The 15107-nt window shown below is 73.8% G+C and carries 7 protein-coding genes; 3 read left to right on the top strand and 4 right to left on the bottom strand.

The window, feature by feature from the left end; all coding sequences use genetic code 11:
- Nucleotides 1-32: 32 nt before the first annotated feature.
- Nucleotides 33-4106, bottom strand: a complete 4074-nt coding sequence (locus ACIRQH_RS09355) for an SGNH/GDSL hydrolase family protein (protein WP_404224938.1) — start codon at nt 4104-4106, stop codon at nt 33-35.
- 183 nt (nt 4107-4289) lie between these two features.
- Here ACIRQH_RS09355 and ACIRQH_RS09360 point away from each other — a divergent pair, with 183 nt between their 5' ends.
- The 3 genes from ACIRQH_RS09360 (at nt 4290) to ACIRQH_RS09370 (ending at nt 9568) form a co-directional block, all read left to right on the top strand.
- Nucleotides 4290-4862: a hypothetical protein gene (locus ACIRQH_RS09360; protein ID WP_404224940.1), complete on the top strand. Its 573-nt coding sequence runs from the start codon at nt 4290-4292 to the stop codon at nt 4860-4862.
- Nucleotides 4863-5038: 176 nt separating this feature from the next.
- Nucleotides 5039-5953 carry a glycosyltransferase gene (locus ACIRQH_RS09365; protein ID WP_358815485.1) on the top strand — a complete coding sequence of 305 codons (915 nt, stop codon included), beginning with the start codon at nt 5039-5041 and terminating at the stop codon, nt 5951-5953.
- Nucleotides 5954-6352: 399 nt separating this feature from the next.
- Nucleotides 6353-9568 (top strand): BTAD domain-containing putative transcriptional regulator, encoded by a 3216-nt coding sequence (locus ACIRQH_RS09370; RefSeq protein WP_404224943.1) that lies wholly within the window; start codon nt 6353-6355, stop codon nt 9566-9568.
- Nucleotides 9569-10177: 609 nt separating this feature from the next.
- Here ACIRQH_RS09370 and ACIRQH_RS09375 read toward each other — a convergent pair.
- From ACIRQH_RS09375 to ACIRQH_RS09385, 3 genes are all read right to left on the bottom strand, one after another.
- Nucleotides 10178-11869 (bottom strand): bifunctional 3'-5' exonuclease/DNA polymerase, encoded by a 1692-nt coding sequence (locus tag ACIRQH_RS09375; RefSeq protein WP_388876044.1) that lies wholly within the window; start codon nt 11867-11869, stop codon nt 10178-10180.
- A gap of 68 nt (nt 11870-11937) precedes the next feature.
- Complete coding sequence (locus ACIRQH_RS09380; protein WP_358815488.1) at nt 11938-12681, bottom strand: Clp protease N-terminal domain-containing protein; 744 nt, start codon at nt 12679-12681, stop codon at nt 11938-11940.
- Between the two features lie 222 nt (nt 12682-12903).
- The gene (locus ACIRQH_RS09385) at nt 12904-15027 is read right to left on the bottom strand and encodes an FtsX-like permease family protein (RefSeq protein WP_404224946.1); all 2124 of its coding nucleotides are present in this window, start codon (nt 15025-15027) and stop codon (nt 12904-12906) included.
- Nucleotides 15028-15107: the final 80 nt, after the last annotated feature.

Here is a 15107-nt window from a genome sequence, read left to right on the forward strand (position 1 = left end):
AACTCATGCCGTGCAGAACCGCGTCGAGCGGCTCACAGCGAGTGCTGCAGGCTGTCTGCGTACAGCCGGGCGCCCGCGATCTTCGGGTGGAACGACTTCATGGACGGTGCCACGTTGCCCGGCAGCCAGTCCCAGTCCCGGTTGTCGGCCTTCGAGTGACCGGACAGGACGATGCCGTTCACGTCCTCCGGGTCACCGCAGATGGCCTTGCCGGCGAACTCGTCGCGCGGGTCGGAGAAGACCGCCTTCGCGTTGTAGAGGGTGTTGGCGTCGTTGACCGCGCCCTGCATCTCGGCGGCGAGCGTGTCGGCCATGCCGTTCAGCCACGGCGCCTCCTCCGTACCGATACCGATGACGCAACTCCCTTCATTCTCCAGGAGTTTCGGGTAGCCCATCAGCACGATCTTGGCGTTCGGCGCCTTCTGGTGCAGTGCGTTGAGCGTGCTCGCCAGGCGGGGTCTGATCTGTTCGCGGAGCCACTTGGGCGCCCATTCCTCCAGGGAACCGGTGGACTGGCCGGTCTTCGCGCCGGTGTCCGGGTCGACGGCGTCGATGGAGTTGTTGTTGCACACGGTCAGGGCCGTGATGCACTCCTGGACGATGTCGGCGAAGCGGGCGTCGTTGCCGCCGATGTTCAGCGTGACCAGCGTGGTGTTCTGGTCGAGGTACCCCTGCTGGATCTGCGGCAGTTCACTGCTCTGACCCTGGTTGAGGATGTTGAAGTGACGGGCGCCGGAGCAGGCGATGAAGTGGTAGTCCATGGCCGCGTCGCGGTCGTCGGCCATCGCGCCGATCGACTTCGTGTAGCCGGGCAGCGTGGCCTGCCGCGACCAGGAGAACTTGGAGCGGTGGCACTTGTCCTCGGTGTCGGGCTGCGCCGAGTCGTAGTAGTCGGACTCGGGGTAGTAGTCGTCGCCGCCGTTCGCCGAGGCGCCCTCGCCCGAGGAGTACGAGTCGCCCATCGAGACGACCTGGTTGGCGGGCTTGGCGCTCATCGGCTGGAAGCCGACGGAGTCCCAGGCGACGTCCTCGGTGCCCTTGCCGTCCTGGGTGACGTTCGACAGGGAGAGCGTGGGTGTGCCGGTGAAGTTGAAGACCCCGAGGGAGACCCACTGGTTCTTCATCACCCGCTGGAGCAGCGTCCGGTTGGGGCTGGTCGAGTTGGACCCGCCGACCTTGTACAGCGCCTGGCGGGTGTGCGCGCCGTGGTCCGGCAGGTGGATCCACACGCGCATCCAGCCGCGGTCCGCCTTGTTCAGCGTCCAGGTGCCGGTGGTCTGGAGCTTGGTCGCGTCGGCCGTCCCGCTCTTGTTGGTGTGCGAGAACCAGAAGTGGTTGCCGTAGGCGGCGCCGATCTGGTGCAGGTCGATCCGGCCGGAGGCGGTGCCGAAGCCGAAGCCGAAGGTGCCCGCCGAGGAGACGGCCCCGCACGATCTGCCACTGGATCCGGCCGGTACGACACCGTTGTCGACGTCGTCGACGACGTAGGTGCCGGACGGCAGACCGGACGAGCAGTCGGGCGGGTACGAGTTGGCGTCCGGCTGCTCGGGATAGGTGTCGTCGAACCGGTGCAGCGCGTTGCCGCACAGGGCGGCCGAGGTGCAGTTCTTCCAGGTGGAGGCCTTGGTGAACCAGCACTTCAGGTAGAGCGGGTCCGAGGTGCTCGGGTCACCGGGCAGCAGGCAGGGGCCGCCGCCGGTGTTGTTGGTGGCGCTGTCGCTGATCTTCGACGGGTCACAGTTGTTGCTGCTGTCGCAGAACAGCGAGATGGGCGGCTTGGCCGCGGTGCGCGCGGCGGTCGTCGTCCACCAGGCGGCGCGGTAGCCGGGCTGGAAGTCGCCGGGGGCGAACATCGCCGAGATCGGGCGCGCCGCCCAGCCGATGACCTTCTCCTCGTACGGCCAGTCCTGCGGGTGCGCGGCGTGGCTGTAGTCGTCACCGCCGGCGGCGTTCTCCAGGAACGGCGTGCGGTTCTCCTTCCACAGCGGGTTGGCCGGGTTGTTGGTCCAGCCGAGGCCCCACTTGCCGGCGTTGCTGCCCGCGTCCGCCTTCAGGTGGTAGCCCGTGTTGTACGACCACAGGGCGGCGAACCAGTTCTCGATCCACTGCGGGCTGCCGTCGTTGATGGTGATCCCGTCGGCGCGGGTCTGGTTCCACTTCTCGACCAGGATGTTCACGCCGGACGCGATGTTCGCCGCGTAGTCGAGGGCGATGGCCTCCTGCTGCGCGGTCGTCTTCGTCGGCTGGCCCTTGCCCGGAAGCCGCATGCCGTCGGTGACCTGGGTGACGCCGTAACCGCAGTCGGACTTGCTCCAGTCGATGGCCCACGGGTCGGTCTGGGTGCCGTCGGAGGAGTAGGAGACGCCGTAGAAGTTGCCGACCAGCGGGTTCGCGGTGACGCCGGGGACGGCGTACCGGGTGGCCTGCCACATGTTCGACTCCTGCGCGGTGACGCCGAGCATCACCTGTGCGGGAACGTGCCAGCCGGCGCCGCTGCCGCCGCTCAGCGCCTGGAGCGGGAACAGGGTCTGCGGCGCGTAGGCGCCCATGCCCGTGTTCTTCCAGTTCGCCGCGCGGGTCGCGCCCTTGTTGAGGGTGCCGACGACGGCCTGGTCCACGGCCCACTCGATCTGCCGCGGGGTCGGCTGGAACGCCTGCTTCTTCGGGTCGTTGCGCGGCACCGAGCACGTGCGGTCGGTGTCGACCGGGGCGGCCATCGGGCTCGCCTTGGCGGACTTCCCGGACGTGGACTTCCCGGACGTGGATGTCCCGGACGGGGACTTCCCCGACGCGGATCCTGCGGGCGCGGCCAGCGCCGGGCTCATCGCGGTCGCGGCGCGCTGGGCGGCCGCGTCACCGATCCGGTTGCCCGGCGCGGCGTCGAGGACGGTGCTCTTCCCGGTGTCGAGGGCTTTCAGCGTGATGCGGGCGGTGCGCGCCGAGAAGGAGTCCTTCTGGGAGATCCGGGAGTCCTTGCCGTCCGCCCACGCGGTGGTCACCGCGGCACCGCCGCGGCTGGAGATCCGGGCGTCCTTCGCGATGCCGCCCGGGTTGTGGACGGCGGAGGGGAGCGATCCGCTCGTCTTCGCCGAGCCGGTCACGTACACCGCGCCGGCGGGGGTGCGCGCCAGGTCGAACGCGGTGAGCGAGCCCTCTCCGAGCTGGGCCGCCCGGCCCTTGCCGTCGGGGGTGCGCAACGCGCTCGCGGCGACGCGGGAGACGGCGGCCCGGTCGTCGGTGGAGGACTTCTTGGCGCCGCCGGGCAGCCGGTCGATGAACGTGACACCGCCGTCGGCGTCGGGCTGCAGCTGGAAGGGCACGGCGTGCGTGACGGCCACGGTCTTCACCGTGCCGCCCTGAACACGGACGACCCGGTTCCCGCGGGCGCCGACGATCGCGCCGTCCACCGGGACCGCCGAGGTGACCTGGCCGGGCACCTTCGTGACCACGGACCTGCCGGTCGCAGCGGCGACCGAGACGAGCCGCGTCTCGTTCGTCCGGGAGGTGGCCTCGTCGGTGAACTGCGAGAACACGGCGTTCTCGGTGGTGCCGCAGCCGGGCGAGAAGTAGCCGAGGGTGGCCTGGAAGGGGAGCTTGCGGACGGCTCCCGACCTCAGGTCCACGATCGCGGTGAACGCGCCGCGGCTCAGCAGGTCGGGCTTGTTGGTGAAGGTGCGCGGCGCGTAGGCGACGGCCGCGTACCGGCCGGAGCCGGTCGGACAGGCGTTGCCGATCCAGGTGTCCGTCTCGAAACCCGGCTCGGACAGCGAGGCGGCGGTCTTCCAGGCGTAGCCGCTCTTCTCGTCGGCGATCATCACGTGGAAGCCGGTGCCGTCGCCGGACGTGGTGAACGCCCGGTCGGCCGACGCGCTGTAGTTCTTGCCGAGCAGCTCGGCGCGCTGCTTCTCGGGGACCGCGTCCGGCCGGCTCTTCGCCGGGGCCTTCCCGTCCGCCGGCACGGACTTGGGGGTGGCGGACCAGCCGTCGGCCGCGCCCGGAGGGGCCGCGTTCGCGTAGGCCTGCGTCGTGCCGATCCCGCAGGCCACCGCTATCGCGACGGCCGAGGCGACCGGGACACGCGCCTTCCTCAGTCTGCTGCGTCTCAACTTCGTTTCCTTCATGTGGGGTTCACGCCCGGGACTGGGCGTGCGACCTGTGGGGGGAGAGCGAGCAGCGTGGCACCGGCCGCTCTTCGGCCTGTCCCCACCAACTCCTTTGCGTCCGTGGCCGGTTTGCGCTGAGTGCGCGTACTCAGGTGTCCCGGGGGCCTCTCTGCCACCCTGGACGGCATGTCCTCGCGCAAGCGCTTCCCGGCCGTCCCCGCCCTGACCGCCGCGACGGCCCTGTCCGCGGTCCTCTGCCTGACCGGCTGCGGCACCCACCGCCCGGCCGCGGCGCCCGGCGGAGCTCCCGACCGGCCCTCTCCGGTGTCCTCTTCGGCCGCCGCGCCGTCGAGCCCGCACGCCGAGCCGGACCGCGGCGACAGCGCGCCGCACAACGAGGAGAACAACGTCGGACGCCGGCCCGGCGAGATGACCGCGGAGGACAGGGAGTCGGCGCGGAAGCAGGCCGCTAAGGTCCGGCCCGTACTGGAGAAGCTCCACGCCGAGGGCCGCATCGGCCCGGACGCCGTACGCCCCGCGCTCGCCGCCCTCGGGTTCCCGCCTGCCGACCTGCGCGTACAGGAGCCGTGGTCGCGCTGGAACGTGGACCACTCGGAGAAGGTGCCGGGCACGCTCTACGGAATCCGGATCGGCGCGACGGCCTGCGTCTCCGGCATGCTGGACGCCGACCAGGTGTGGACGGAGGTCACGGGCCCGTACCCGGAGACGGGATGTGTGGCCCCGCCGGTGGCGCACTGACCCGGCCTGACGGTCCGTCACATGAGAGTCGTGCGAGAAGATCCCGGAGACAACGGGGCCCGGCGGCGGACGTAAGGGCCCAGACCCGGACGTACGCGCCGCGGACCTGGGGACGTACGTGAGGAGGCTTTCCGGTGAACGGCTAGCATCGCGGCACAGTTGTCGGCCGGGATGGGGTGGGTGTCGTGTCACAGGCGGAGGAGGGGCCGCGGATCGCCGTTGCCGTGGTGACCATGGGCAACCGTCCCGCCGAGGTCGACGCCCTGTTGACCTCCGTGGCCAAGCAGGACCTCGCACCCACCCGGATCGTGATCGTCGGCAACGGCTGCCCGCTGCCCGAGTTCGCCGAACGCCTCGGCCTGCCGGGCGAGGTGACCGCGATCGAACTCGACGAGAACCTCGGCTGCCCCGGTGGCCGGAACGTGGGGCTCGCCCGGCTGCGTGAGTTCGGGGACGTGGACGTGGTCGTCGAACTCGACGACGACGGCCTCCTCGTCGACGGCGACGTCCTGCGCACGGTGCGCGACCTGTACGCGGCCCGGCCACGCCTCGGCATCGTCGGTTTCCGCATCGCCGACGAGCTGGGCGAGACGCAGCGCCGCCACGTGCCGAGGGTCGGGGCGAAGGACCCGATGCGCGGCGGACCGGTCACCGGCTTCCTCGGGGGCGGCCACGCGCTGTCCATGCCGATGCTCGCAGAGACGGGGGACTGGCCCGCCGAGTTCTTCTTCGCGCACGAGGAGACCGACCTCGCCTGGCGGGCCATCGACGCCGGCTGGACCGTCCTCTACGAGCCCTCGCTGCTCCTCCAGCACCCCAAGACCTCGCCGGCCCGCCACGCCATCTACTACCGGGTCACCGCCCGCAACCGCGTCTGGCTCACCCGCCGCCGGCTGCCCCTGCCGCTGATCCCGGTCCACCTGGGCATCTGGATCGTGCTCACGCTCCTGCGGACCCGGTCGGCCGGCGGCCTGAAGGCCTGGTTCGGCGGATTCGCCGAGGGGCTGCGCCAGTCCGGCGGTGAACGGCGCCCGATGCGCTGGCGCACGGTCTGGCGTCTCACCCGCCTCGGGCGGCCGCCCGTCATCTAGGGACAGCCGTCCGGATCGGGCCACGACGCGCGAGTGGTTGCAGGCGCACTCGCCGGGAGGGCCCGTCCCGGGCGTCCCGCGCCCGCCCCACGGGCGGCGCCGGAAGTCCGGCACACGACAGACGGAGGCCCCGGTCGCTCACCTCGACGACCGGGGCCTGCCACGTCCCGGATCCAGCCGCGGCGGCGACACTCCCCCGAGTTACGCGTAGTACGCGCGCACCGTCGGGCCGGATCCGATGAAGTGATCACATCAGGCCACACCAACGGATCGCTAACATGAGGCCAACGTTCCCGGGAGGGAACGGTCAGGCGGTCGGCGGGCGTCGTCGTCGTGGGACGCGAACGCGTCGTGGAGCGTGGCCACCGTGGCCGGGCGGCAAGGCAGTGGGGCGGTGTGATGCGGAACGGGCTGCGGTTCGGGCTGCTGGGGCCGCCGGTGCTCTACGGCGCCGACGGTGAGGTCGTCCCGATCGGCAGCGGCAAGACCCGTGCCCTGCTGGCCGCACTCCTCCTCGAACCGGGCCGGGTCGTCTCCGTCGACGCCCTCAAGGACGCGCTGTGGGGTGGCGCGCCCCCTGCCTCCGCTCGGGCCTCGCTGCACAACCACGTGACCCGGCTGCGCCGCCTCCTCGACGATCCGGACCGACTGCGTGCCGTACCGCCGGGTTACGTCCTGCGGGTCGCCGAGGGCGAGCTGGACGTCCGGCTCTTCGAGCGGCACGCCACCGGGGCACGCGACGCGCACGCCGGACAGGACGCGGAGCGGGCGCTGCGGGAATCCGCCGCCGCACTCGCGCTCTGGCGCGGCACCCCGCTGAGCGGCCTGCCGCCCGAGCCCGGCGGACACGCCCTCGTCCAGCGCCTGGAGGAGGCGCGGCTGCTGGTCCTGGAATGGGGGTACGAGGCGGAGCTGCGCCTCGCGCCGAGCGTCCCCCGGCTCGACGGTCTCGCCCCCGAGCTGGCCGCCCGGATCGCCGAACATCCGCTCCGCGAGTCCTTCCACCGGCTGCTGATGCTCGTCCTGCACCGCACCGGACGCCAGGCCGAGGCCCTCGCCGTCCACCGCGACCTGCGGGCCCGCCTGATCGAGGAGCTCGGCATCGAGCCCGGGCCCGCGGTGCGCGAGGCCCACCTGGAGATCCTTCGCGCGACGGACCGGGACGCGAGCACCGCCCCCACCGGTGGGCGGGTTCCGGAAGCGGACCGTACCGGCGCCGGAACGGGACCCGCGGACCGGGGCGGGGAGGAGCCCGCCCCGCCGTCCTGCCCCGCCCAACTGCCGCCGCCCCCGGCCCACTTCATGGGCCGCGTGGACCTCCGCGACCAGCTGGTCCGGATCCTGCGCCCGCAGCGGCCGGCCGCGTTCCCGGAGCTCCCGCCCCGGTCCCGCAACGGGTGGCATCCGCACTGCGCCGCCCCCGCCTCCACCCCCGTCACGGTGATCAGCGGCATGGCCGGCGTCGGCAAGAGCGCCCTCGCGCTGCATGTGGCGCACGAGCTGAGGGAACGTTTCCCCGACGGTCAGTTGTACGTGAACCTGCACGGCGCCACCCCCGGCATGACCCCGATCACCGCCGCTCAGGCCCTCGCCGCACTCCTGCGCGACCTCGGGGTGGAACCTCGCCGCGTCCCCGAGAACTCCGACGCGGCGGCCGCGTTGCTCCGTTCGGCGCTCGCGCCGACCCGCACCCTCCTGGTCCTCGACGACGCGTCCCACGCCGCCCAGGTGCGCCCGCTGCTGCCGGCGGGCCCGGACTGCGCGGTGATCGTGACGAGCCGCTCGCCGCTCACCGCGCTGGACGGCGCCCACCGCTTCCCGCTCGCCCCCCTCACGGACGAGGACAGCGCGGCCCTGCTCCGCGCTGTCTCGGGCCGCCAGGACGGACTCGACGGCGCGCACCCCCTCGTCGAACTCACCGGCCGGCTGCCCCTCGCCCTCCGCGTCGTCGCGGCCCGACTCGCCGCGCGCAGCGCCCTCACCCCCGACGCGCTGGCCGGTCAACTGGCCGCGACCGAGGGCCGGTTGCATCACCTGGAGTACGACGACCTGAGCGTGCGCCGCTCCCTGGCCGTCGCGCACGACGCGCTGCGCGCCTCCGACCGCGAGGCGGACCGGGACGCGGCGCTCGCCCTGTGCCGGATCGGCGCGCTCGACCTGCCCGTCTACGGAGCCGCCCTGCTCGCCCGCCTCACCGGCACCGGCGAGCGCCGCGCCGAGGCCGCCCTCGACCGCCTCGTCGACGTCGCCCTCCTTGAGGAGACGGCGTACGGCCGCTACGCGCCCCACGACCTCGTACGGGACTTCGCGCGCGAGATCGCGGGCGCCGCGGAGTGCGTCCTCGCCACGGCGGGCCCGGTCCCGCACGCCGGCACCGCCTGGCCCGGCACCGCCCGGCCCGGCACCGCCCGGTCCGGAGGTGCCCCCGGCGCCGTGTCCGGCGAGCGCGAACCGGATCAATCGGGCGTGCGGCGCGGCGAGGACCCCGGCGGGCATGACGCGGTCGTCGCCGAGCGGGCCCTGCGCTGGTACGCCTCGGTCGCCGCCCGGTCCCTGGAGGCGATCCTCGAACCCGGCCTCGACCGCGAGGACCGCAGCAGGCCGACCGCTTCGCAGCCCGCCGGGCACTCGGCGGACCTCGCGGCCACACCCGCCTTCCGCTCGGCCCGCGAGGCCTTCGCCTGGGGCGACTCCGAGCTGGCGAACGCGGTCGCCCTGGCGGAGCGGTACGCACGCACCTCCCCGTACGTCCCCCTGCTGGCTCGCACACTCAACCCGTACGTCCAACGCAGCGGACACGTCGCCGAGTTGGAACGCCTCCAGCGGGCGGCGCTCGAAGGGGCGCGGCTGCTCGGCGACGAGGCGGCCGAGGCGTACGCGCTCGGCGACCTCGGAGGGCTGCACTTCATGACGGGTCGGGGGGCCGAGGCCCTCGCCCTGAACGACGAGGCGCTGGCGATCTGGCGCCGCCTCGGCGTGCTGTCCTGGGTACGGCGTGGCCTGAACAACCGGGGCATGCTCCTCGAAGGTCTCGGCCGCTACGACGAGTCCGGTGAGGCCCTGCTGCAGAGCCTGCAGTTCTCCCGGGAGCTCGGCGACCCGCACATGGAGGCGATCACCTACAGCCACCTCGGCAACCTGTACGAGCACAGTGATCCGCGGGCCGCCATCGACCACCACAAGCGCAGCCTCGCGATCGGCGAGGCCCTGCAGGACGTGATCATCCGGCACTCCGCGCACTGCAACATCGGCTACGCGCACCTCACGCTCGGCGAACCGGCCGCCGCCGTACCGCACTTCGAGGAGAGCCTGCGCGTGCTGGGCAGTCACGGCGACTGGCACGGGGAGTCGCAGACCCGGCTCGGCCTGGTGCGCGCCCTGCGCGGCGTGGGCCACAGGGAACGGGCGGCGCGCGAGTGCGACCTGCTGTGCTGCCGCGCCGACCGCCGCGCCGACCGGTACACCGGCGGTCTCGCCAGGCACCAGCGCGGGCTGCTGCTTCGCGAACAGGGCGACACACAGGCCGCGTACCGGGAGTGGGCGTCGGCCCTGGAAGCCCTGGAGGACACGGACAGCCCGGTCGTGGGCGAACTGAGAAGACTGCTGGCGACGTGATGCCGGCCGGCGGGTGGCCCGATCACCGACACCGGTTCGGCGGGTGGCCCGACCGCCGGCGACCGGTTCGCCGATCGCGAGACGGCCGGCCGGCCGGGCGGACGGGCCGGTGACGCCGGGACGGCCACCGGTGGCACCAGCGACCGTCGGTTCCTGCCGGCAGCCGGATTGCGGGCCCCGGGACTGCCGGTGGCTGGACGGACGGCGACCGGTTCGCCGATCGCGAGACGGCCGGCCGGCCGGGCGGACGGGCCGGTGACGCCGGGACGGCCACCGGTGGCACCAGCGACCGTCGGTTCCTGCCGGCAGCCGGATTGCGGGCCCCGGGACTGCCGGTGGCTGGACGGACGGCGACCGGTTCGCCGATCGCGAGACGGCCGGCCGGGCGGACGGGCCGGTGACGCCGGGACGGCCAACGGTGGGACCAATGACCGTCGGTTCCTGCCGGCGGGCGGATTGCGGGCCCCGGGACTGCCGGTGGCTGGACGGACGACCGCCGGTTCGCTGCTCACGGGACTGCCGCCGCTCGGACCGGTGACGGCTGGAGCGACGACCGCCGGTGTAGCGCGTGGTCGGTGTGGGGCTGCGTCGGCGGGCCGTGGGGAGCGGCTACTTGGCGTCCGCGTAGCAGCTGACGACCGCTGTCGTGAACGGGAACCGGACCGGGGTCTCCCCGAAGGTGAGGCGGCCGGCGAGTTCGGCCGCCTCGCGGATGGCGGCCACCACGGCGTCGGCCTCCTCGGCGGGACAGTGCACGATCACCTCGTCGTGCTGGAAGAACACCAGCTCGGCGGCGAGGTCCTCGCAGGTGCGGCGCAGCCCCGCCAGCATCAGCAGGGCCCAGTCGGCGGCGCTGCCCTGCACGACGAAGTTGCGCGCGAACCGGCCGCGGGCGCGGGAGTCGGAGGACGCGTACCCCGGCACCCAGCCCTGGCCGGAGGGGGTCTCGGCGGGATCGTCCTGCGGGATGCCCGCCTCGTCGCCGCCGTCGTCCCGTGTGCCGGCGGCCGGGGGGCAGGTCCGCCCGAGCCAGGTCCGGACGAGACGGCCCTCCTCGCCCGCGCGGGCCGCGTCGTCCACGTAGGCCACGGCCCGGGGGAAACGGCGGCGCAGGAGCGCGAGGTTCTTGAGCCCGTCGCCTGACGTCTGTCCGTACACCGCGCCGAGCACGGCGAGTTTGGCCTGGGCGCGGTCGCCGGAGAAGGCCCGGTCCGACACCGACTGGTAGAGGTCGCTCTCGCGGCCGGCGACCTCCATCAGACCGGGGTCGCGCGAGATGGCGGCGAGGACGCGCGGCTCCATCTGGTCGGCGTCGGCGACGACCAGACGCCAGCCGGGGTCGGCCACGACCGCCCGGCGGATCACCTTGGGGATCTGGAGGGCGCCGCCGCCGTTGGTCACCCAGCGCCCGGTGACGGTCCCGCCCGGCAGGTACTCGGGGCGGAAGCGGCCGTCGCGGACCCAGTCCTGGAGCCAGGACCAGCCGTGGGCGACCCAGATCCGGTACAGCTTCTTGTACTCCAGGAGCGGCTTCACGGCCGGGTGGTCGAGGGACTCGATCTCCCAGCGCCGGGTGGACTTGACCTTGATCCCGGCCTGCGCGAACGCCTTGACGACATCGGCGGGGAGGTCGGGTCTGACGCGTCTGCCGAAGGCGGCGGAGACCTCGTCGGTCAGCTCGGCGAGGCGGCGCGGCTCACCGCCTCCGGTGTAGCGCTCGCCGAGCAGTTCGCTCAGGACGCCACGGTGGACGTCCGCGCTCCAGGGGAGGCCCGACTGGTTCATCTCGGCGGCGACCAGCATCCCCGCGGACTCGGCGGCGGTCAGCAGCCGCATCCGCTCGGGGTGGGCGGTGGTGTCGTGGCGGCGCTGCTGGTCGGCGTAGACGGCGAGGAGGTCCGCGAGCGGCAGGTGGACCGGGCGCGGCTCGAAGAGGGAGGACTGCGAACCGGGCTCGGCGGAACGCTGTGGCGGGTCCGGCGGCACGGGGCCGCCGCGCAGTCGTGCCAGCGCGGCGGCCGCCGACCGGGGCTCGCCGAGCCGCCCCTCGTGTCCGAGCAGCAGGGTCTCGGCGGCCTCCATGTCGTAACACCGCTCTACTCGCACCCCCGTGGCGAGCAGACGCGGATACACGTCGGCCGTCGACCGCCACACCCACCGGGTCACGTCCGGCCGGGTCCGCACGGCCTCGGTGAGGTCGGGCTCCCGGCGGACCGGCCCGGTGGGCAGCCCGTCCGGGCCGAGGGCGGCGATCTCCGCGCCGCCGTCCTCGGCCGGCGCGAGAGCCCATCGCTCGGTCATGCTTCCGAGTCTCGCAGGGGGGTCTGACAACGCGGTCCGGCGACGCGACCGGCGGCTTGGCCGTGTCCCTACGCGGTTCCCTCCGCGGCCTGCTTCTGCCGAACGATCTCGTCGAGCATGGCGGTGATGTGGGCCTCGGCCGTCGCCTTGTCGACGCCCGCGCCGCTGAGGACGCCCGTGCCGTTCTCGAACTCCAGCAGGGCGAGCAGGATGTGCTCGGTGCCGACGTAGTTGTGACCGAGGCGCAGGGCCTCGCGGAAGGTGAGTTCCAGGACCTTCTTGGCGGCCGGACCGTAGGGGACCAGTTCGGGGACGTCGTCGGCGGCGGGCGGCAGGGCGGCGGTGGCGGCCTCGCGGACGCTGTCGAGGGAGACGCCCTGCGCGGTGATCGCCCGCGCGGCGAGGGCGTCGGGCTCGCTGAGCAGACCGAGGACGAGGTGCTCGGGAAGCCCCTCGGTGTTCCCCGCCGCCTTGGACGCCTCGTGCGCGACCATGACCACCTTGCGGGCCCGCTCGGTGTAGCGCCCGAAGCCCTGGCTGGGGTCCAGGTCCACCTCAGCCTTGGGCACGAACCGCTTCTGCGCGGCCTGCCGGGTGACTCCCATGCTCTTGCCGATGTCCGTCCAGGACGCGCCCGAACGCCGCGCCTGGTCCACGAAGTGCCCGATCAGGTGGTCGGCCACGTCTCCCAGGTGGTCGGCCGCGATCACCGCGTCCTGAAGCTGGTCGAGCGCGTCGCTGTGCACGTTCTTGATGGCGTCGATGAGGTCGTCGAGCCGTACGGATGCCTTGCCGGGCGGGTTCGTCGTCATGCGTCAACGCTAGGTTGACAGTGCGCAAGTGTCAACCCGAAGTTGACAGTGGTGAGAGGGATGTCCGCCCATGGGATTCGGCGAGATGTGCACGGCGGGATGTGCGCGGCGGGATGTGCGCGACGGAAAGTATCGATGGAGATGGAGAAGGGCCCCGGCGCTCGAACCGGCGTGCTCGGTGGCGGGGCCCGTCGCCGGGCACGCCCGTGCATCGGCGCTCCCTCACGCCCGTCGCCAGGCCCCCGCCACCGAGGCCCCCACCCCGATCGCGATGCACACCCCGACGCATCCGGTCACCGGGACCCACGGCACCGTCACCGTCACGGGTGCCGACAACCGGCCGAGCGCTCCCGCGAGTCCGGCGAGGTTCGCCGCGGCGACCGTGGCCCCGAGGGCCGCTCCGACGCCGACCGCCAGCGCCGCCTCGCCCGCGACCACGCCCAGCACCTGGCCCCTGGTGGCGCCCGCCATGCGCAGGGACCGCAGTTCCGCGCCCCGTGCGGACGTCGCCATCAGGCAGGTGCCCGCGAGCGCGATGGCGGCGTAGACGAGCGCGATGCCCAGGACCACCAGGAACCCGAGCCGGGTCTGCGGCCCGGAGCGCGGTCCGGTCGCGGCCAGCCATTGCGAGGCCGTCCGCACCGTGCCGCCGGAGGCGCGCAGCGCGCTCGTGACCGCCGCCGGGTCGGCCCCGCGCCGCATCCGTACGTCGAGCCGGTCGAGGTGGGCCCCCGGCGCGTTGGCCACCGTCACATACGCGCCGCTGTCGCCCGTGCCCCGCGCCAGCACGGCCGCGATCCGCAGTCGCGCGGGCCGCCCGTCGCCGAGCCGGACGTCGACCCGGGAGCCGACCTCGCGGCGCCGCCACTCCTCGTCGACGACGATCGACCGGTCGTCGAGATCGCGCACGTCCCCCGCGATGACCGGCAGCCGGGTCACCGCCGCGAACGCCGCCACGTCGTCCACCGCCCGCGCGTCCGACCGTACGAGCGCGGTCCCGTCCTCCCGGACGAAGACGGCTGTCGACGCGGTCCCGGACACCGTCGCGCCGGGCGCCCGCACGTGTCCCAACCGCTCGCCGGTGACGACGAGTTGAGCCGCCGTTCGCTCCCGTGCCTCCGCGGCCCGCGCGCCGGTCACCGTCGCCGCCGAACCGAGCAGCGATCCGGCCAGCGCGACCGTCACCAGGGCCGGGGCGGCCACGGCGGCGGTGCGCCGGACGGACCCGGCGGCGTTCGCGCGGACCAGGACGCCGTACGCGCGGGGCAGCCGCCGCAGCGGAAGCAGCCGGACGAGCGGGCCGACCAGCGCCGGTGCCAGCACGGCGACCGCCGTGACGAGGACCATCGGCTGGGTCGCGTAGGTCTTGCGCTTCAGCAGGGCCGCCGGGTCCGCGTACAGCGTCCAGGCCGTCAGGCCGAGTCCGGCCACCAGCAGGACCGCCCCGGCCACCCGCCGGGACCCGGGCATCACCCCCGTGTCGACCGAGGCCTCTCGCAACGCCTCCAGCGGACCGGTCCGCCCGGCGCGCCGAGCCGCCGCCCAGGCACCCGCGAGCGCCACCGACACCCCGGTGGAGAAGGCGACTGCGTACGGCCAGTGCGTCCCTGCCCGCAGGGCGAACCAGGGCGGCGCCACCTCGCCGTCGACCAACTCCCGTACCAGCGTGGGCGCCGCTGCGTCGCCCAGCACGCAGCCGAGGGCGGAGGCCACCAGCCCCAGCGCGAGCGCTTCCCCGAGGACCGTCCGCCGGACCTGCCCGGGCAGCGCCCCGGCGAGCCGCAGCAGCCCGAACTCCCTTCGCCGCAGGGCCACCACGAACGCGAACGTCGACGCCGTCACGAAGACCGCGACGAAGGCCGTCACGCCGGCCGCCGTGCCCAGCAGCGCGTCCACCCCCACCAGCGCCTCGGCGTCCCGGGCGGCGGACGGGTCGACGAGATGCCGGTCGTCACCGGTCAGGACACGGGCCCGGTCGCCGACGAGACGCCGTACGGCCGGGGCGGGCGCGTCGACACCGACCGCGTCGCGGGCCGCGCCGTCGGTCCGCACCCGCCCCAAGGCCCGCAGTTCGGCCAGCAGCTCGCTGTCCACGGGGTGTGGATGCGCGAGCGGCTTCGACACCCGGGCCGTGCCCGGACCTCGTCGCACCTCCATCGTGACCGTGTCACGGCCCATCACCACGACCGGCGAGTCCGCGAAGCGTGTCGGCGGCCGCGGGGGCGCGTCGGTCGCGGCGGCCAGCCCGAGGCCCATCGCCGTCATCACCGCGACCCCGAGCGCGACGGCGACGAAGCAGCCGAGGAACGAGGGCCACCGCGTCCGCAGGGAGCGCAGGCTCAGCATGCCCGGCCCCCCGGGACGGCGGGGGCCGGGGTGCTGTGCGGCGGCTCCTGTGGGTGCGGGGCGACGGCGGTCCGTGCGGC

Source organism: Streptomyces sp. NPDC102279 (assembly GCF_044766365.1).
In the GTDB taxonomy this organism is placed as follows: domain Bacteria; phylum Actinomycetota; class Actinomycetes; order Streptomycetales; family Streptomycetaceae; genus Streptomyces.